The sequence below is a fragment of the Candidatus Coxiella mudrowiae genome (assembly GCA_001077715.1).
GTDB lineage: Bacteria > Pseudomonadota > Gammaproteobacteria > Coxiellales > Coxiellaceae > Coxiella > Coxiella mudrowiae.
This window is the reverse complement of the sequence record CP011126.1, coordinates 496,769-517,567: the sequence shown is the minus strand read 5'-3', so window position 1 is coordinate 517,567 and position 20,799 is coordinate 496,769. Positions and strand designations below refer to the sequence as shown.

Here is a 20,799-nt window from a genome sequence, read left to right as displayed (position 1 = left end):
AGTTATACATTGTAGCTAAATAGAATTAACAGTTTCTTAAGGGTATTTCTTGAAATAGTCAAAAATCTCTTAAAATGAGTGGAATCTTGAGTAGACGGCAAGGAGTGAGCAGATGCAGCCCAGATTGTTTGATTTAAGCGACCGCTATCAGGTACCTGATAATGATTATTATGTTGGATAGTTGAGAAAAATATAGAGAGTAAAGCCAACTGTTCATGTTATGAATGTTAAAGAAAAAAACTTTCCTAAACAAGGAGTATCACTATTTTTAGACCAACAAAATTTTCCCTTTTTAACCAACACAAAACCTATGTCCACTTTACATGAAATTCTTTTTAACACGCTTCATCCTGCCGTTACCTATTTTTAACTTGCCAAAAATAGGTAACGGCAGGATGAAGCGTGTCAGATAAGTAATCAGTTTCAGATTGTTTTTTAATATTCTCCCACCCGCTTTTTCAATAATAATCCCTCCAATTCCAATTGCTATTCCACCCGAATACCCGATCATTTAAAATAGCTATTGGAAAGATTAAAATTACAATTCATGATTTTCATTTTACGGAATTGAATTAAATCTTTCATCGTATCAAGATCTCCTTTTCTTAGAGACCATCTTCGCATGACCTGCCTCGAATTATTTTAATTCAGTTATGCAGAAGTTCTATACAACCTCGATTAATTCGTCTGAAAGAGACTTGACGATATTTCGGGATGAATAAAAATCGGTTTAATAAGGAAGTACGACTAACTTTACCAAAATTGCATATCGGCATTCAAGGTAAGGTATCACCTTTGACCGGCTTGATTTAGATCGATGGGGTGGAGCAGTGTAAAGCTCGAAGTGTACGTTCCATAACTAGCAGAAGCTAATTTATGAGACGAAAACGAACTTCAGGGCTTTTTAGAGTACGGGAACTCGTGATTTGCTTAAAACAGAATTTATTTTATCTAAACGTATTGATTATCTTCAACAAAGCATCGTATTTGGAACCCGTCATAAACACACTTTCCGTAAAGCTGCCGAACGTTATTTAAAGAAAAAACAATCCAAAACTTCTCTAAGAGAAGATAAACGATGGATTAAAGTGTTAGATCCTTACATTGGTAAGCTCACTCTTGAAACGATCCACCATGGATCTTTACAACCTTTTATTGATGCTCGTCAGCAAGAAGGTGTGAAGAATCGTACCATTTAATTCCGCTTTACAAACTGTCGGACAAATGCTTAATTTGGCGGCCAGTGAGTGGATGGATGAAAATGGTTTAACGTGGCTGGCAGCTGTTCCCAAAATTCGATTACTTAAAGAAGACGATAAGCGCGAACCTTATCCATTAAATTTGGTGGAACAAGATCGGCTATTTACCGCATTGCCATTGCATTTACAGAGAATGGCATTGTTTAAAGTAAATACCGGTTGTCGTGAACAGGAAGTATATCGATTACGTTGGGAATGGGAGATGGCTATTCCGAAATTAAATACCAGCCAGCGTATTTATTATTCCGAAACGTAATGTGAAAAACAGTGAAGACTGCTTAGTGATACTTAATGAAACGGCAAAAAAAGACACAGCCAGCCGTGGGATTACCCCAAATGTGGTGCATGACCTCAAGCATACATTTGGAAGATGGCTACGCGCAGCCGGAGTTATGTTAGAAGATCGACAAGATCTTTTAGGTCACAAGTCGGATCGAATTACAACGCATTACTCTGCCGCTGAAATTAAAAATTTCATTGAAACAGCGAATAAAGCATATCGCAATCAAACCAGCGCAATTAACCCTGCTACACTGTCAACCTAAAATCCCCACCATTTTCCCCTCCCGAAATGCTGAAATATTGCAGATAGTAGTGAAATAAGCTGTTGATTTCAAATGGGCCGTCACGGGTTCGAACCGTGGACCCGCTGATTAAGAGTCAGCTGCTCTACCAACTGAGCTAACGGCCCAAATTTTACTATAAAACCAAAAGGCCAAAAATACCACGTTGCCGTTCTGTGTCCTCGGGCTTCCTGTGCATAATTTTGGGAACTTAACCATAACGCCACCGTTATTAACGTCAAGGTTGACTACTTTAATTTCACCCAACAAATCGACCACATCGATTAATTCTTAATCTACTAAGGAATAAGGGGAGCCTATCCATGATAAAATGATCATGCTTTTTTGCCAAAGTGAAAGCCCCTTTTTAAAATTTTAATCGTTTACTTGCCCTTATGAATTGAGGAAAGATGAAAGAAAACAAACTCAGCAGTAGTTTTCAATACTAATTTAATTATCTAAAGTGAAAACTTCCAATCCAGCTTGCCGTCATCCGCATCATGAGACAACTGCTTCAAACATACCTTAAAAAGAAGTGAATTCGTCAAATTGATATTGCAAAAAAGATTAAGATCCCATACCTATGTATCTAAATACGAACGCGCTGAAATTCAATTAGACCTTTTGTACTGAACAAATTTATAAAGCAAACGAGCCAACATAAGAAATCATTAGTCCAAGTGTTTAGCTTGATTATCTTATAGCAATTTTGCCCGTTCAAAAACGATTATCTACGCATAAGTCACCTACTCCATAATAAAAGGATCATAATAGAGTAATCCATCAATGCTTTTTTGTGCTTGTACGTATCCTTGCTCTCCATAAAGATAATGTTTTTCGATTACTAACAAATGCAATGGTAATAAGATATTTAACAATGCTTTTCTCTTTTCAAGTATTGATGCATTTTTACTAATGAGCTCTATCATCCCATCAATACTTCTTAAGAAATCATCGGCAGTCATGGCCACTGCTATATCTGTAATTAAATCTTGAACTTCCTTTAGCGTGAGTTGTTTAGTCGTATGTATGTCAAACGTTTTTTCCAAAAAATAATTCCACTTTTTCGACACTTCTTTCAATTTAATTGATTTATAGGCTTTTGTCAGCTTGTCGTTCTATGAGAACTTTATTCAAAGCAGATATGCCCGATTGATCATCACTAAAGCCTAATTTCTTTTCCACTTTGATTTATGCTGACAAGATAATAACTAAGAAAATCTGCCATTTGCTAATTAATGAATCGTCAGAAGCTTTTATTGCTTCAAGCTTGTTCTCCTGATCCTTACTTGAAGTGCAGAAAAAATCTCTTCTACATCTTGCTTGAGTTGCTTTGTTGTTATACTAGCGTTCTCCATCCCACTACCCATGTGTCCATATCCGTGTCTGTATCGTCATATCAGATTCCTTATTCATGAAGTACAACCTCTCATTCTCTTACCCCGGAAAGTTTGTTTCCATGATCTTTCGCTAGGTTTCTGTTCCGCAGCCTGATTTGTTATTCTAACAAAGTTTTCATTATCCAAAAATACATGCTGTGTTGTATCATACAATTCCATAATTATATGGCCTCCTTAGAACGAAACCAGAAACGAAATCTGCCATTCTAAATTATAAGATATCATTGACCCAGAGCCATAAATTCGTGATAAAATACAGCATCATCAATATCAACCGATTAATTTTTTTAAGAAAATAGTAATAATCAAAAAGGTCGCCTTTATAATGTATCCGGCTAAAGACCTGAATCAAGCTCGAAATTTCTATGAGAATAAACTCTACTTAAAACCAAAAAAAATATCGGCTCAAAGTGCCTCGGTTAAATACGATCTTCCCGAAGGAAGTTGTTTTTTATAAATAACTTAACTCAAGATGTTTCTCCTACTGCCAATTCCGGCGGAACGATTTCTTTTGAAGTTTAGGAGTTAGATAAACTGGTTAATCAACTTAAACCAGATGGCGTAACGTTTAAGATCGATATTTTTTCATCGCCTGTGTGCCGAATGGCTGTTATTCTTGATTCAAAAGGAAATATAGTAACGTTGCATCAATTATCCAAAAAAAACATAACATCCTTAGGATTATTGGCCCACTCCCAATAAACTATTAATCTCATTTTTTAACTGAGCAATTAATTTCTTTTCTGATGACCCTTCGCAAAGATAAGCCGATTGACCCGCCCACAGAGACATAAATTCAAGGTTATTTTGTTCCACCTCCGCTTTTCAAATAATTTTAGTTAATGCATTTTAGATGGGATAATCTAAAGAGTACGCAATGTTACTATTCATTGATCAAATAAATTTATTACGGATTTCCTGGTGCTAATCTGCCTAAGAAAAAGGTTATTAATGTTGTATCGTCGTACTCAGATTTTATTAATTTATTTTTATACTCGAGATGAACTCCCGCTTCAGTACAAGTCAAAAAAGCTGTTCCCATTTGAACACGATCAGCGTCTAATATTAGTGCTGCCAAAATCCCTCTAGCATCCATAATGCCACCAGCGATGATAACGGGAAGGTTGATATCGTCAGCTAACTTGGGAATTAAAGAAAATCTACCGATGAGAAATTAGCGGGTTTACCTATGAACATTCTGCGATAGCTTTCTACCTCATAAGATTGCGCGACGATAGCATCTATTCCTGCTTTTTCTAATGTTCTTGATTCCGATAAAAAATTTACAGTTCCAAATATTTTTATAGCTTTTTCCTTTAAACACTTTATCCAATAGACGTCAGAAATTCTAAAAGTAAAGCTAAATATAGTATTTTTTTTCATTAAGAATACCTTCTAATTACTCATCAAAAAATGGAACGTAGTGGGATCTAAAAGATCAACTATCACCTTAAACTCTGAGCAAACTTGATTAATCTACTCTGCCATTTGCATCTGTTGCTTTTAGGTTTCTGAATGTTTTTCTAGAATAAATAAATTGACTGAAACAGCTTATCCGTGAGTTGACCAATTTTATCAATGAATTCCTTCATTTCAGAGGGGCTTATGTATTCAGCCCCTAGAGACTCTAAACCACCGACATTGCATACAGCAGCAATAAGTTCCGGCGTTATAACTCTACCCGCCATAGGTGCTTGAATTAAATGGAATTCGATAGTAAATAAAGTGTTCAACTTTAAATTTTTCCATCAATGAATTAGTGATTAAATTAAATCGATTTTATTTCTTGATTATTTTAAAAGTATACCAAATATTCAATATAATGTCTTCGCTCTCCCTTATTGAACTACGATAATTACCCCTAAAAGAAATCCATATGATATCGCAACATTACAAATATTTATTATAAAAATAATTAGAAACAAAAAATTCAAAAAAAACTCTAGGAAACCTTGGCAAAGTTATCTAAAGATTTTATTTTTAACAAAAAAGTATTAGAGAAAATATTTCAGGGTCGAACAGGAAGCTCCTGAATATTATAAAGCTTAATAGAAAGCTTTTGAAATGACTGTGAATACGAAATTACGTCATTATCCAGAGCTCGAATTAGTCATTGTGGAGACGTATTTTCAAAGGAAAACATGTCGGTAATTTTTTTAATTTAACTCCAAAGAATTGGGATGTTGATATCCTCATCGCTATTTTTATTACCCTAAAGAACTTCTTAATGAGTGGAGAACAGTTTTATTTCGGTAAATAAAATCTTTTTTCTCAATTGGGCTAACTCTAGAACTGAATGTCCTAAATTGAGTTATGCTTATTAAAAAGCCATTCTCAAAATTTCTTCGTTCTTTATGGAAGAGAATAGCTAATATTTATAAAAAAATTCTCACCTAAAAATAATAAAAAATTTATGAAGCGTGAAGAAAAAAACAGAGTACTAATAAAAAAAGAGAAAATTTAAAAAGTTTAGAATTTTGATAATGAGTCGATATTAATAATTAATTAACAGAGATTAAGTATAGTAAAGTTAAATTATTTTGATATTCCTACCAAAAATTTATGGCTTTCAAAGCGAGAGCACTAAATTCTAGAAAGGTAATTTAGCAATATCTAACAAAAACACAAATCCAAGCTAATTTTATTTCTAAAGAAACTTTTTTTCTGAAAGCTAAATATCAAAACTAAAAAAGGAAATAAAATACTTTTCATGAAATCATATAAAAGATAATTTGTGTAGAGATCTAATACCTTAAATAGTGCGATTGTCACATTCCTCAAACTAGGCCTACTTTCTAATACATGGTTCTAATACAGAATAACTAATAATGAAGGTAATTAAATTAACAAATGACTTAAGAGATAAAGTATTATTAAATAACACTTATAGTTGATTAACCTAAAAATTACAACAAAACTGATAGTAATGGTAATTGTGAAGATAGGCTTTATTAACATGCAAAGAAGTAGTAGGAGGAAAAGGACAATACTATTTTTATTAGTATAAAATTTAGATTTAACATCCTAACAATAGAAAATAAAGAATAAAATCAGAAATGGTGTGAGTAGAATTTGAGTAGGGTCAATTAAGTTGTTAGGGGTTCCTATCCCCCACATGTATTTTAAGTCTTACCATAGGAAAATAAAGAACGCTGCTCATCCTAATTATTAAACCCATATCTAATAAGATGATATAAGACAACTGAGGTATATTGTTTTCCTTAAATTTCAATTTGATAAATTTAATAATGATAATTCTGTTTTATGCTGAAGAAAGAATTTAAAAAGCCAAGTAAAGAAAGCAGTATATGAATAGAAAATAGTCTGATCGTCATGCCATATGTATTTCATTCAGTATTTAAATTAGTATTAAACTTATATGGGTATAACTCAAAATTAGATTATTATAACTACCGTAAGAAGCTTTTTTCATTAATCCTTGATTTAGGAATATTAGATAATATAGATATAAAAAAATTAGTAGATAATATAGCTTAGAAATTATTGGTATCTACTCTTCGTACTATTCTTTGAAATTTATTTCCTTAGAAGCGATCGAATTTATTAAATCAAGAGATAATATCAAAAAATATTCATTCCTTTCAATAGTTTTAAGTTACAGGGAATGTTTCTCTAAATATTAAAAATAATGCAGTCTTCTGTAATTTCAGCGCAAGCCATCTATATACTTAAACTAATTTTTTTCTTTTAATACTAACGCAGAAAGAAAATTCGTTGCCACATAGTTAATTCTAAGAATCAATGAGAAGTATTTCAAAGGAACAAGATACATTAATAGCGTTGAAGAGATCACCACAAGAATGAAAGATCTATATCCTAAAAAAACTTATAAATTTAAAAGAATATTTTATTCTGATTTTCATCCTTCTTAAGTGAGATTGAACCAAACGAAATTAGTAAAAAAATTCTAATGCTAATTATTATTATTATCATTTCATTCAAATAAAAGTATTAAGCCTGAAAATATAATGAAAGTTCTTACTAAATTACTCAACATTATATGTTCTTGAAAAGAATGTGACTTTCTACTAATAAAAGTATTGGAACAATAGTGTTAAAAGATAGATTTTTTTTGAAAAGGATTCAAGTTTTAATATATATTTCTAGACAAACACTCTTAACGCTAAAGTTATAATAGTAAATAGAGTAAAATAGTTCAGCAACACAATTACGAAGTTATTAAAATTCAAAGAAGAAAATTTCATCAGGCAAAAGACATCTACCTAAAAAAATATTTAAAAAAAGGAAACAATCAAAAAATTTTTTATTTTTCTATAGAGAATATTATTCATTATGAAATTCTTTATATATTCAATTAATAGCAGATAGAAATCTTTCTAAAAATTAATTATAATAAAAAAATCTCGTTAAAGTTTTTTTACTATGATGATCTGAATTCCTCCTACAGGAAAAGCTAATCCTAATCTGATTAGTTTCGCTTCAATCGTTAAGATCCCTCGAACTAATACATTCATCATAAAGGAGAGCAAAAGTTCTGCATGTTCTCTCTTGGAGTACTTTCACGATATCCACATTAAATATAGTAAAGATGTCAAAATAATCACATAAAATAATTCCAAAGCCATTATCTTTGAGTTTTTATTTTAATTCTTGTGACTCGTACTAGCGAACATGATAAGCAGATCAATCAGTGTGACTCCCATAAGCCAGGGTGCTGTGGAACGGTAAGCAATAAACTACGTTTCAGTTTTAACACTTTTTGAATTTGTTTTATGACCTCTCTATCATTTTTAATATTCTTAAGGACATTAAAAGCACAAATCACATCGAACTTTTAATGAAAGGAAATTTTAACTGCTCATCCATTTTATATAAAGTTACACAATTGTCTAATCGCTTTTTAGCAAAAGATAAAGATTCCAAATAGATATGAGCCCATGTAAATTATGGACCAACAAAGATTGTTCCATCTTTCTTAAAGAAAAACCCGTTCCACAACCTGATTCGAATAATGATTCAGAATTGGAAAAATATTTTTTGATAAATTTTATAATTATTTTTTTGGGTCTTGGAACCAAAATTTTTTTTCTTCAAGCCTAAAAAGGTATTTTAAAGTAGATCGATCGAAGTAATACTTAACTTGTTCCATCAACCTTTTAGAGAAACTAAGAAAAGGATAATTACTTTCATTATCTGAGGGTATATAGTTACATTTTTTACATATCTAACTCAAGGAATCATAATTATATCCACAACTGATACAAGATCTCATTAATAGTCCCATCTTAGAGATCACTCATAGAAATAGTATTGTAAAATACTAAAAATGAGTTTCTTTACCATTAACAGAGGCAGTTCATTTAACCGATCAATTTTTGTTCTTGAAAAAACTAAGTCTATTTATATAGAATATCTTAATAATCGATATTGGAAAACTAAGAGAGAGTAATTTCTCCATTAAGTTGAATGAATCGCTATTAATAGGACTGTATAAAGAGAGTTCACAATGGTCCTCTATTCCATTATTGTTCCTATTTTTAATAGCGATGCATTCTTACAAAAGCTAGTGGTTCTTATAGAAACAGCATTTTCAAAATTAAAAATTTCTACTTACGAAGTTATCATAGTTATCATAGTTGACGATTTTTCTCTAAATCAATCCACATGGCAGATACTTTTCGAATTAATCAAAAATCATTTGTAACTTAAAATACGAAAATTAACATGTAATTTTGGTCGATAAGGTTCCGTGATCACAGGTATGATTCTGTCGTTGGGTGAGTTCATATTTATTATAGATGATGACTTACAATATTCTTCTTACGATTTTAATAAACTGTTAGAAAAGAAAGAACACAATGTAGTGGTATCTGATTTCCTTGAAAAAATAATCAGCTTTTCAAGTGCTTTACTATCCGTATGAAAGGCTGATTTAATTACAAAGTAGCTTGAAAATCAAAAGATGTTCAGATAGGTCCTTTTCTGATGATGAGGCAAAAAATTGTAGATGTCATTTTAGCTCAAAGAGTAGAAAATCCCGTATTATCATAGTTAATTTTTTCCGTTACGAAAGATATAGTTAATATAGATATAACCAACCACTATCAAAAATATGATCAAATTAATTATTCTATAAAAAAATTGTTCTCTCTTTTCTTTAACTTAATTTTCAATAACTCTTCATTTATAATGCGTCAATTGACTAGACTCAGCTTTATTTTTTTATGGCAATTTTTCTTTTTTCTCTATATTTTTGTATCTAAAAATTATTTCTCACTCATCGGTTCCTGTCTTAGTATCGTTAATGACAGTTTTATCATTACATGGTATAATTTTTTTATTTTAGCACTTGGCTTTATTGGTGAATACTTAATTCAATTAATCAATGCAATAGAAAGGAAAAAAACTATTTTTAATAAAAACATTAATGCAATTTTTAGAAGAAACTAAAATAAAAAATTTTAACTCTGAGAAAGAAAAAATATTAAAATATATTATTTAAATCTAAAACCATTTTTTGAAATAATTTCTTTTTAATTTAACCCTATCTTTATAAACATTAAGAGTAGCTACTCTTCTAGCAGCATGTTCAATCCAACTATATTTAATTAAATTCTTAGATTTAACAACCTTAACATCGTGAATAGGGAATTTACTTTCATAATAATATCCAGAATTTACTATATAAACTATATTTCTTAATGGCTTACTCAACAGCTTTTTTATTATATTTATCTTTTGAGAATATACCTTTTATGAGAAGACTTTTTTTTCTTATTCTTTTTCATTAGATATCCAATATACAAACCAACAATTGGAATAATCTTATCAGGAAGTTCGAGCTTTTCTATAAGGATATCCATATAATTTCTCACAGTTCCCAATAAAAATTCCATAGCCCAAAGATTCTGTTGTTGTTTCCGTAGTTTGTAAAGCTAAGTCAGCATCAATAATATCAATCAAATTTGATTAAAGAAATTGAGATTGATAATAAAAAAATAACCAGCTTTTTTTTGTAACATAATCCATTTTATGTAAGTGAATACAAAATATTTAAAAAAAGACTTACATCCTTAATAAATTTTTTCTTGCCACAGTCTCGGACAATTTATCCAAAAGCTTTTTATATTCAACTAAAATTATTGAACAGGTTTGTAAGTTAAAACTTGAAGAGCTCATCTGTATATCTTCAATTATTGAAGCTTGATCCTTTAAAGAGATACCTTCATTAGGAACGAAACTTCTTACAGAGGATCACTCTTTCATCTTTTTATAAAATTTATCTATTTCCATAATTTAAATTTTTCTCTATTCATAAATATTATAATATAACAAATCGTTTTTATGAGAATCATAAATATGAAAATGGCTATAAAAATATTTCAAAGAATTCAAATACGTCCATTTAGAGTTTTCGCAAACAAGAAAATAACCAATTCTCGAAGTTGATGATCGTACTTCATTGATTTCATCCTCTACTTTTACTAAAATTTTACCTATTATTTATGAAGGAGAATCAATTTTTATAATTATACTAGAACTGGCTAGTAGAAAATTTATACTTTCGTAGTTAAAATTCTTTTAATCTTATTTTCTTAGAAATTGTTCTTCTTAGAAATAACTAAAGAAAAAATAGAATGAGTGACCTGTTGAGATATCGACCTAATATTATTTTTAATTTTCGATTTTATAGTTATAATAGAGGGGTATTTATGTTTCTTACACAACCTAAAAAATAATATCGTCATTAAAGTAAGTGGTCATTAACTATAATGTCATATACCACACCCGCTTTCACCAAATAATTTTCTGTAATCTCCTATCCTGGATAATATTTCTTAATAATTATTTTCTGAAATCGACTATAGGAAATAGGATCTTCAATATATCTTTTTATATCTTCAACGTTAGTTTCTTTAGAAAGCACATGAATACCTTTTTATCCCTGACTGTTTATAGGTTTAATAACTTAAAGAAAACTTCAATGAACCGAAATTTACAAAGTCTGTTTTATCCAGAATAAAATAACTAGGCGTTGGCAAATCATTCTATAATAATTTTTCTTTCATCTATCCTTTGTTCGTTCAAATCAGTGATTTTTTTAGAACTAACAGGATATAACAGGATAAAATAGTTTTATTTTTTCAGAAATTTTAGCGCAGTTATATACGGTATATACTTGTCGATCAGTACCATTGCTTAAAACATGACTAGTCTAGATTTCTCTTTCATAATTATAACAGTCGTCTATAGAAAATGTACTTATATTTTTACTTCTATTAACAAGACGACATCCACGACAATTTTAATTGTAATCAGCTAAAAATACGTTATAACCTATTGTCTTTGGCTAATTAAATGAAAGGAACTTTCTGCTCACCGCCATCTAAAATAAGGATATTTTGAAATTAGACATTCATACTATGAAACTCTATTTGCGAAAGCTTATTTAAAAAAAATCTTCTCAATCCACAAGCTGAGGATTTCTTTTTTTAGATCATATTTTCATCTATGTTCATCAATTTTTTTTATCCAATAGTTATGCTTATTCGTTTTTTCAAATAGCTACTTTTCAAAGTGTTGCGTTTTAGTTTGACAACCATCAATCATTCTAGCTACACTTTCTATCGTTGCATTTCCTTCTCCTTGTCTCAAGCAACAATTTGATAAGGATCTGTCACTAGCTCGAATTTTTTTAGCGTGATCACGCAAGTAATTCAAACTGGCTTCTGCCTCATTCGAAACCTCCAAAGTCATGTAATCCGAGCCATTATTTATCGACTGTCTGATAGCTTTACCTACTATGCGATGTGCCATTGCATAACTTAGATGATGTCGATGTATCAACATTTCTGCTAAATCGGCCTTATTAGAAAAGCCATTTAGTGCTTTTTATTGTGCTTTTTATTTCATAGTGTGCTTTTTAACATCAAGCTGTGAGATTATTTCTTAAACCAAGTCAATTCCTTCAATAATCAAATCAATTGAGCGAGGCAATTCTCCATAAGCAAATATACGATTATCGGGCTGCCTAGAACAGTCCTTCCTAATTGAAGCTAAGCCTGATGAACGTCCAATGATAAGGCCTGTTAAACCTTTAAAATAAGATAATCTATACGAATTCTTTTTCTGAAGCATAATGATGCTAGTTCTGAAATGTGCATCATCTAATTCAATAAAGCCGATATCAACTATTGATCAAATTTGGATCTCTTCTATAAGCCTATTAATATTAACAGCAATTGCTACGAGATTAGAATAATTCTCTAATGGAATGTCGACACACGACATGGCATCCCTAGCGTACAGAACTACAACCAATAAGCTATGATTTAAGCAGTTAAAGTATTTTTCCAAATATTTAAAGTCTCTCAATAGAGAAGATTTAAATGTCAAAAGATAATGTGCGAAGGTAGTAGGTTGAGCATATTTTAAGTAGGTAAGTAGGTAAGTAGGTAAGTAGGTAAGTAGGTAAGTAGGTAAGTAGGTAAGTAGGTAAGTAAAATCAGGCATTATGGTTTCAAGATTTTTGGAAGCCTGTTCCAAAATCGCCTTAGATAAAGCTACTAAGGATTCGGCAAGTCTTAATAATCGCTTTCTCATTGCTAAGAGGAGCCCTATCGTGGAGCATTCTCTTCTTGCTTGCCCTGCATGAAGCCATCCAGCCGAAGCACCAATTTGTTCTTTAAAGTAGTGTTCCTGATTTGTATAAACATCTCCAAAGGAAGGATCAAATAAATTTTCAACTAAAGAGCATTTATCCAGTTGAAGCAGTGCAGAAAGAAGTATACTTCCTTCTAATTGAGGAATCAGTTCTTCCTCAATCATCATAATTGCATGCGCAATATCAGCCTTAGACATTCCATTAAACAGAATATCCCAATCATTAAATTCAAATTTATAAGCAGAATTTAAAAGTAAAGATGATGCTTTCTTACTAAGCCTATCGCATATGCGTCTTTGGCTTTTTATCATCTCAAACCCCATTAACTTCTAAGGATCTCTTGTGAAAATTTAAAAGGGTATCACTTCGCAAACCCAACCTTAGCGTTTCTAGTGAAATAATTTCATTCGGTGCAATATTTCTAATATTTCTTAGATTAACATTTTCACCAAACTCTTTAAATAAACTAAGTTTGTTGTGCTTTTTGGGGAGCCTCAAAAATAAAACTATTAAAGTTGAGCAGCTTTTAATATTTTTTTTCTATTAGTAGTTCTTTCCGAATTTCTCCAGAGGTCCGAGAAACCTCCACTGTACCACTTTCACAACCTTCAGTTACTATTTTGTATGCGCCAGCATTAAAAGTATCTTTTATTTCTTGCGACCATTTGTAAGGGGCAACTACTATCTCAGGATCTTTACTACCAATTTCAGCGAGAAGTTTGAATGATTTTAAAAAATTCTCAATAAACACCAACTTCTCTTTTAATGGGATGCTAATTATACCATCAGAAACTTCAATACAATCTACTTCCCCTATGTAGACAAAAGGCATATTGCTCTACTTGATCATGAATATAAAAATATTCAAAAAGTGCTCTACCAAAACAAACCGTTATTTCTGCTTCTCTAAGCAAACAAATTTTTTCTTTTTGTCAAGGACATGGGTTATGCCATTCGCTCTCGGTTTTGATTGTCTGGCCGGTAAATTTAATGTAATCATCATACTTTCCAGTAGTAAATTCAATGTGTAGGTACATCACTGAAGTTATCCCAAAATACCGCTGAAAAGAAATGTAGCACACCAAATACGAAGATTATAAATTGAGATAACTCGCTGTTTTACAGATGTTCTTTAATTTGAGGATGAAAATTCGCTTCTCTCTCATCAAAACGAATATTTAATTTATCTACCCTTCAGCGATTGTGCAATACAAATTAAATTTACCTACAGATGACTTTCAAAAAAAATGGTGACATGTTATATTATGCAGAACTGGATACCAAGGTAACAGAAAGATTATTCTCAAAATTAATACAACACAATCATCAGGATGATACAAAGTGGTTATCAAATTTCATATGCCTTATTTTGCCTTCAATACGCAAAAGCGTATTGCAGAGCGGTTAGATCCTAAAAGCATCGAATCTGCTCATTTCACTAATTCCGTTGAATCTAAACTGGCTAAGTTAACAGCCACCAAAAGTTTTACTCACTCATTCATGCACCAGCACATTAGAAATGGTAGCGTTATTGACACATATCTAACCCACTAACGAAGTGATTATGTCATCCTTTCTATTTGTTTCAACAGCGACCGCATTTGTATTGCGAGTTGCAAAGCCTGTTTTTATTGATATTCGACCCGATACACTGAACATAGAAAAAACTAAAATTGAACATGCGATTACAAAACACACCAAGGCGATTGTGCCTATTCATTATGCTGAGATTGCTTGCGATATGAATACTATCCTCTCGATTTCAAAAAGATATGCTCTATTTGTTATTGAGGATGGCGCACAAGGGCTAATGGTAGATTACCAAGGGAAAGCACTAGGCTCAATTAGAAATATGGGAGCAAATTAGCTTCCACCATACGAAAAATATTACCTCCGGCCTTGGGGCGCTCTGTTTATTAATGATGAGTACCTGATTGAACGAGAAAAAATTATCTGTCAAAAGAGAACAAATCGTGAAGCCTTTCTTGAGTGGAAAGTAGATAAATATACAATGAAAATCAATCAAAGACTCATTATTAAATGTATAGGAATTATTTAGATTAATTTACTTTTTTCTCTGAACTAACAAAAATTTACTGAAAATAGAAGAATTAATTAAGATCTTATTTTTATAAGAAAAATTGATACGATACGTGTAATTGCTTTGGATAAAAGTGGTTATAATACATACCGTCAAGAGAGCTATAAAGATAATAAATTTATTAAATTTCTGAGAATCTACACCTTCCTGTAAGAGATAGGCACAAAGCATTAAATAAATAGGGCTCATGAGAAAAAAATGCCATAATGGACCCGATTGTGCACTAATACTTAATAAAGTCATTCCCCTAGTGTAAGAATAAAATTAAAGTAAAGCGCCGATTGTAAAGTCCCCAGGAAAATAATAAAACTAAGACTACATAGCTAAATAAAATTGAGGTTAGTGCATAGTTATAAAGCGTCAGAATAACAGGTCGATGAAGAAAGTAATGAGAGTTTTCTCCTATTATTACTATTATTAATAATAATGCAATAAAAAATACAATCCCTTTACTTAGGACATTGCTATTTTTCATTGATTTTTAGGATAAATATAAATTAATGATAAAATCTATGATAAAGGAAAAAGTGGAATCTTTACATGCTACAAGAAAGGAAGGAGAAACTCACGTCCATGTTCTATAGATCTTCGTAATAAATTTACCTTATGAAATTTGTGAGTTAAGAAATGAGTATTACTCTCAAAGAGATAGAAAAGCAAAGAAAAACTAATCAAAAGCACACCATGAAAAACCAAAGAACGGCTTGCTGAGAACTTATCTTCTCTTAGGACTAGAAAAAAAATAAATCAATAACTAGGATCAATGGCACAAGAGAAATGTTCGATAGTATCGCTAAAGAATAAAGCATTGCACCCAATGAGAGCTAACTGTATCTTGCATAAGAATGATGTAATTTAGATGAAACATGAAGACAGCAATAAATAAGCATCAACATGTAAATGGGAACGGTTCGATAGTTAAAAATAAAAGTAGTCTTAGTATTGAGTAGAAAGGTGAGAGAAAGCGGCAACGTAAATGAAGGTGTCAATTTATTGCGCAAACAAAAGAAAAAACTAATACCGATAATACAGGCCATGATAGCTTTAAGTTCTTAAAAAAAATAGATAATTTTTAACCCTGAGCTTTATCTAAAAGGCATTATTAAAGATCTGAAAAACAACGCCCTGAAATAAATCAATGTGCGAGCTAGGCCAAAGAGTAAAGATAAAAGCCATGATATGTATAATCGAAGCCTTTATATGGAAAAGTAATAAGATAAAAAATAAACGAGGTAGGCAAGAAAATAGCCCAGCTTATTAAATATAGTGCTGTCGTATTACGAGTTAAGCCATGGATTTTTAATAGGTCTGTAGTCGTGTCGTATTCCCATCAACCACATTAGCTTCCATTTGAGTCATGGTAAAGCCTAATTATTGGAAAGAAACTGTGTTTTATCTGAAATTCATCCTCCAGTGAGGGATTGAAAGTGGATTCCATTTTAATGCACCTAACGTTGATTGTGAACGTTGAAACCTTGCCTTTAAACGACAATGCTGACACAATACGCTCCTATATAGCTAGGTACGGAGCAAACAAAATCCTTCAGAAAATAAAATGAATTTTAGTTTAAGCAAACAGGTTTTTAAATAACCACTTTTAGATTAAAAATTTTAGGAATTATTTCTATACGTTACTATATTAGCATTAAGGAGAAATCAAAGAGACAATGCTAAAAAAGCTTTTCAATACATTAGAGGATTTCCTATCCTTAACAACCCACATCAAAATCTGGCTTCACTTAGGGTGGATGGACATTCGCCAACGTTATATGGGATCAGTATTGGGTCCCTTATGGATCACTTTAAATCTGTCAATTTTTCTAGTAGCCTTAGGGATTGTATACTCCAGATTATTTCATCAATCACTACAAGAATACATCCCTTTCCTAACATGCGGGTTATTAGCATGGACTTTCATATCCTCGGTCATGATCGATAGCTGTGATATGTTTATCATGGCAAAACCTTACCTCTATCAAATTAAATTGCCTTTTACTCTATTCGTATATCAAACACTCTGGCGTAATATTTTGATTTTTATTCATAATTTAGTTGTTTATCTGATGGTAATCTTCATCTTCAAAATAAAAATAACTAAATATGCTCTTTTATTTTTCCCTGGTTTTTTAATCGTTGCCTCTAATCTTATATTTATTAGCTTATTTATTGGTATAATTAGTACACGATATAGAGATATGCCTCCCCTCATCACGAGCCTGATTCAAGTATTATTTTTTATCTCTCCCATAACCTGGATGCCACATCTGGTTAAAAATGCTTCAAAAATAATCATATTCAATCCTGTGACCTATCTTATTGACTTAATCAGGGCTCCGCTGCTTGGGAGTGCGCCACAAACCAATTCTTGGTATTTCGGATTGTCCTTTTTTTTAATAGGGTTTATTTTAGTTTCACTAATTTTCAACACTCAAAGGCACAAAGTACCTTTTTGGTTATGATTTATAAAGATTAATAAAATGTCATCCATACACATAGAAAATCTTCACCTTGAATACCCTTTATACAGGGTAAATCAACGTTCTCTTAAAAAGAGTATCTTAAACGCTGCTACAGGAGGAAAATTAAAACTAATAAATGGCAGTTCCGTAGCTGTAAAAGCCCTAAACGATATTTCTTTTTCTTTAAAACACGGTGACCGTTTGGGGTTAATAGGTCATAATGGTTCTGGTAAAAGCACTTTACTCAGAGTTTTGGCTGGAGTATTTGCTCCTAAATTCGGGAGAGTAGAAATCGATGGTAAAGTCGCGTCCTTACTTGATATAAATATTGGAATGCAACCTGAATTGAATGGTTATGAAAATATAAAAATTCGTGGAATGTTATTAGGTCTTTCTAAAAAAGAAATAAAGTCTTTAATTCCAGATATTGAAGAGTTTACTGAAATGGGTGAGTATCTCGCCATGCCAATTAAAAAATATTCTACTGGTATGGCTGTTAGATTGGCATTTGCTCTTTCTACCATAGTGGATCCCGATATTCTTTTAATTGATGAAATTTTTGGCGCTGGTGATACCGCCTTTCAATCCAAAGCAAAAAAACGGATGGATAGTTTTGTCGAAAAATCAAATATCGTGGTCATGGCCTCGCATTCAAATGAAATTATAAAAACATATTGCAACAAGGTATTGTGGTTAGAACATGGAAATATGCGTAGTTTTGGAGGAGTCAAAATAATGGAAGACTCTATAATAAGCACTTCTAAATTAGCTACAGTATGCTCATAATCATAAGATTGTGAGGGAAAAGACATGAATAGAACAAAGCATTCGCTTCTGTTACTTTGTTATCTCGACCCACAAGGGATTGCCACAATTCCTGAAAATATAAACCTAAAAAGGTTTTCTAAATTTAATATTCATGTATTGAATTTTTTTAAACATCAAGGACCTTATTACAAAATTCCTGCAGAAATAGATATTACCCATTATAAAGGAATAGTCATTCATAATACAATATCCTATAATCTAGAAAATCTTCGCTACCTCGATAGCAATCTCAACATTCATTTTCGAGATTATCAGGGCTTAAAAATTTTATTTAAGCAAGACGAACAATTTAATACACGTCAAGTAGCAGAATATATTGGGCATAATAAATTCGATTTAATATTCACCTGCTTAAAAGAATCGGAAAGGCACAAAGTCTATCCTGAAGAAATAGTAGGTAATATTAAGTTTTATCAAATGTTAACAGGTTACGTCACCCAAAAAATGCGTCAATTTAGTTACCCTCTAGAGGGTCGCAAAATTGACATCGGCTATCGCGGATCAATTCAACCCTTGATTTTTGGCCAATTAGCTTACGAGAAGCGTAAAATCGGTTACGATGTACGAGTCCTCGCTAAACAAAAAGGATTAGTCGTCGATATATCCAGTCGATGGGAAGACCGCAAAAAGGGAGATGAGTGGTATAATTTTTTAGGAAATTGTAAAGCCGTATTAGGCGTTGAGTCTGGAGCAAATATTTTTGATTTGGATGGTTCTTTAGAAAAGCGATTTTTAGAACTTAAATCCACTTATCAGTTGGAAAATGAAAACGATCCAGAAGTTGCCGAACGCATTCTTGAATTACTTGAATCAATTGGTGAGAAAATAGATTACAACCAGATATCACCCAGACACTTTGAAGCTGTTGCCACAAAAACTCTCCAAATCTTATATGAAGGAGAGTACTCAAATATTCTAAAGCCTTGGGTCCATTATGTACCTCTAAAAAAAGATTATTCTAATTTTGATGAAGTTTGTAATTTTTTTTCTTCCGAAGAAAACAGAACAGCTATCGTAGAACAAGCCTATCAAGATATTATTCTAAAACACGATTATTGGATAGAAAATTTCGCCAAACACTTTGATACAGCAATAGATAAAATAGCAGAAAACAAAAAGCTAAAATATACTATAAACATTAGATCAACAAAGCGTTCTAAGCATTTCTTGTTTCTGGATGCTGATGCTTTTTCAATCAAGAGCCATTTCTGCAAAATAAAGAAAAAGCTTGCTAATTTTGGAGCTATACATCTTCTTGCTATCAATAATCTCAGTAATGACATAGACGCTAAACAAATGCAGGATGGAACTCTTCGAGTTACTGCACCCCACAACTATGATACACAAACTTGGTTAGAAATAAACGAAAAAGTATATTGCCCAGCGCAGCTGGAACTCGCCAGGCTTACTCTAATCGCGAATGCGGAAGAAAATTTAACATCTCAATTTTTAAAAACTATTGATAAGTTAAACGATTTCCATCTATTTGTCAATAATTTTGTGTATGTCAATTCTACTTTATTCTCCTTAGGTTGCCGTTTTCAGAATGTATCAGCAATTATTGCTTGTGATTTTAATACTCTCCCTGCTGGAATAATGCTAAAAAATCTACTTAAAATACCTTTAATTTATGATATTTATAGACAATCTAATCCCTTAACGGATTTCCAATATCCAAACAATTTTTGGAATAATATGGAGAAACGCTTACTTCCTTCTGCAGATTTAATCATCAAAGACAATAAGATTTCTTTACTAGAACTCATGAAATTGGGAAAAGTTTATAATAGATGTGCTGCGTCATTTCATTATAAAGAATATCGCCATTCATCTTTTAAACTTTCGCTTAAAAAGCTTAAAGACTCAATAATTATAAAGAAGGAATCTAAATTTATTAATTATGCCAAACTAATCTGGCATAAATTTCCCTTATCAATACGTACAAAATTTGGTCCCTTAATAGTATCTCAAATAAATCGAATATTAAAAATTGAATTTGGAAATGAAAATCGCTGAACTTTTACAGCGATCGATCCATCCATATTCATCACGATATTTCACATATCCTTTTCATCAAAAGTCAATGACAAAAGAAAATTACGATGCTCACTCGGTAGAGCTAAATTCATTATCTTATCACATCAAAGCGTTTTGATAATAAAGACATCTCAAATATTGAGATTGCAGCGCCAAGATAACTACACTTTAATCCAATTATTTTATTTAAAGCAATTAATTCTTCAGAAAAATAATAAACTGAGCGAGGACAATCTACTACCATCTGTTGTCTCACTAAATGCTTCAATTAAATCCATATTAGTATATTGACACCTTCAAAAATCCTCTTAATGAAGATGTACCCATAAGCTGTTATAATTATAAACCATTACACGTGTGGATCCGCCCAGTTTTAAAATTCTTTTGAATTCATTTAGAACTTTTTCTGGATTTTGTATATGGTGGAATAACACCGGAACTATGGATATGATCAATTGAATCGGCCTCAAATAGTAACTTTGAAGAGTTCTCATCTAATCGGACTA

General features: G+C 31.5%; 17 protein-coding genes, 1 tRNA gene and 2 pseudogenes. 8 read left to right on the top strand and 12 right to left on the bottom strand.

Annotation, left to right across the window (positions count from 1 at the left end; genetic code table 11):
* Window positions 1-319: 319 nt before the first annotated feature.
* The gene (locus CleRt_RS09885) at window positions 320-511 is read right to left on the bottom strand and encodes a hypothetical protein (protein WP_157870813.1); all 192 of its coding nucleotides are present in this window, start codon (window positions 509-511) and stop codon (window positions 320-322) included.
* 415 nt (window positions 512-926) lie between these two features.
* Between CleRt_RS09885 and CleRt_RS02510 the strand changes: the two genes are divergently transcribed.
* The 3 genes from CleRt_RS02510 to CleRt_RS02500 are packed head-to-tail and all read left to right on the top strand — an operon-like array spanning window position 927 to window position 1,804.
* Window positions 927-1,199, top strand: a complete 273-nt coding sequence (locus CleRt_RS02510; RefSeq protein WP_048875073.1) for a hypothetical protein — start codon at window positions 927-929, stop codon at window positions 1,197-1,199.
* A gap of 25 nt (window positions 1,200-1,224) precedes the next feature.
* Window positions 1,225-1,515 carry a hypothetical protein gene (locus tag CleRt_RS02505; protein ID WP_048875072.1) on the top strand — a complete coding sequence of 97 codons (291 nt, stop codon included), beginning with the start codon at window positions 1,225-1,227 and terminating at the stop codon, window positions 1,513-1,515.
* Between the two features lie 25 nt (window positions 1,516-1,540).
* Window positions 1,541-1,804 carry a tyrosine-type recombinase/integrase gene (locus CleRt_RS02500; RefSeq protein WP_235379167.1) on the top strand — a complete coding sequence of 88 codons (264 nt, stop codon included), beginning with the start codon at window positions 1,541-1,543 and terminating at the stop codon, window positions 1,802-1,804.
* 73 nt (window positions 1,805-1,877) lie between these two features.
* On the opposite strand, the gene CleRt_RS02495 is transcribed toward CleRt_RS02500, so the two are convergent.
* The 5 genes from CleRt_RS02495 to CleRt_RS13935 form a co-directional block, all read right to left on the bottom strand.
* Window positions 1,878-1,950, bottom strand: a tRNA-Lys gene (locus CleRt_RS02495).
* A 618-nt stretch (window positions 1,951-2,568) separates the two neighbouring features.
* A complete protein-coding gene (locus CleRt_RS02490; RefSeq protein WP_157870811.1) occupies window positions 2,569-2,895 on the bottom strand; it encodes a hypothetical protein in 327 nt (108 codons plus the stop codon).
* A 1,008-nt stretch (window positions 2,896-3,903) separates the two neighbouring features.
* Entirely contained in the window at window positions 3,904-4,038 is a 135-nt protein-coding gene (locus CleRt_RS13095; protein ID WP_306686796.1) for a hypothetical protein, read from the bottom strand.
* Between the two features lie 91 nt (window positions 4,039-4,129).
* Window positions 4,130-4,390: a nitronate monooxygenase gene (locus tag CleRt_RS13940; RefSeq protein WP_082160414.1), complete on the bottom strand. Its 261-nt coding sequence runs from the start codon at window positions 4,388-4,390 to the stop codon at window positions 4,130-4,132.
* 355 nt (window positions 4,391-4,745) lie between these two features.
* Window positions 4,746-4,955 carry a nitronate monooxygenase gene (locus CleRt_RS13935; protein ID WP_048875068.1) on the bottom strand — a complete coding sequence of 70 codons (210 nt, stop codon included), beginning with the start codon at window positions 4,953-4,955 and terminating at the stop codon, window positions 4,746-4,748.
* Window positions 4,956-8,710: 3,755 nt separating this feature from the next.
* Here CleRt_RS13935 and CleRt_RS13930 point away from each other — a divergent pair.
* On the top strand, window positions 8,711-8,908 hold the full coding sequence (locus tag CleRt_RS13930; protein ID WP_048875067.1) for a glycosyltransferase: 198 nt from the start codon (window positions 8,711-8,713) through the stop codon (window positions 8,906-8,908).
* A 1,361-nt stretch (window positions 8,909-10,269) separates the two neighbouring features.
* Here CleRt_RS13930 and CleRt_RS13925 read toward each other — a convergent pair.
* The 5 genes and pseudogenes from CleRt_RS13925 to CleRt_RS13090 form a co-directional block, all read right to left on the bottom strand.
* Window positions 10,270-10,443 (bottom strand): annotated as a pseudogene (locus CleRt_RS13925) (hypothetical protein); the annotation flags it as partial.
* 1,326 nt (window positions 10,444-11,769) lie between these two features.
* A pseudogene (locus CleRt_RS02460) lies at window positions 11,770-12,069 on the bottom strand (hypothetical protein); the annotation flags it as partial.
* 333 nt (window positions 12,070-12,402) lie between these two features.
* Window positions 12,403-13,065, bottom strand: a complete 663-nt coding sequence (locus CleRt_RS02455; protein WP_157870810.1) for a lyase family protein — start codon at window positions 13,063-13,065, stop codon at window positions 12,403-12,405.
* Window positions 13,066-13,180: 115 nt separating this feature from the next.
* On the bottom strand, window positions 13,181-13,366 hold the full coding sequence (locus CleRt_RS13920) for a phosphosulfolactate synthase (protein WP_157870809.1): 186 nt from the start codon (window positions 13,364-13,366) through the stop codon (window positions 13,181-13,183).
* A 28-nt stretch (window positions 13,367-13,394) separates the two neighbouring features.
* On the bottom strand, window positions 13,395-13,700 hold the full coding sequence (locus CleRt_RS13090; RefSeq protein WP_048875063.1) for a phosphosulfolactate synthase: 306 nt from the start codon (window positions 13,698-13,700) through the stop codon (window positions 13,395-13,397).
* A gap of 726 nt (window positions 13,701-14,426) precedes the next feature.
* On the opposite strand from CleRt_RS13090, the gene CleRt_RS10675 reads away from it, so the two are divergent.
* From CleRt_RS10675 to CleRt_RS02425, 4 genes are all read left to right on the top strand, one after another.
* Window positions 14,427-14,735: a DegT/DnrJ/EryC1/StrS family aminotransferase gene (locus CleRt_RS10675; protein WP_306686795.1), complete on the top strand. Its 309-nt coding sequence runs from the start codon at window positions 14,427-14,429 to the stop codon at window positions 14,733-14,735.
* Window positions 14,736-16,636: 1,901 nt separating this feature from the next.
* Entirely contained in the window at window positions 16,637-17,428 is a 792-nt protein-coding gene (locus tag CleRt_RS02435; protein WP_048875061.1) for an ABC transporter permease, read from the top strand.
* Between the two features lie 18 nt (window positions 17,429-17,446).
* Entirely contained in the window at window positions 17,447-18,214 is a 768-nt protein-coding gene (locus CleRt_RS02430; RefSeq protein ID WP_048875060.1) for an ABC transporter ATP-binding protein, read from the top strand.
* A 24-nt stretch (window positions 18,215-18,238) separates the two neighbouring features.
* Window positions 18,239-20,272 (top strand): hypothetical protein, encoded by a 2,034-nt coding sequence (locus tag CleRt_RS02425; protein WP_048875059.1) that lies wholly within the window; start codon window positions 18,239-18,241, stop codon window positions 20,270-20,272.
* 329 nt (window positions 20,273-20,601) lie between these two features.
* Here CleRt_RS02425 and CleRt_RS13915 read toward each other — a convergent pair whose 3' ends face one another.
* Window positions 20,602-20,787, bottom strand: coding sequence for a methyltransferase domain-containing protein (locus CleRt_RS13915; RefSeq protein WP_371440248.1), 186 nt, complete (start codon window positions 20,785-20,787; stop codon window positions 20,602-20,604).
* Between the last annotated feature and the right edge of the window lie 12 nt (window positions 20,788-20,799).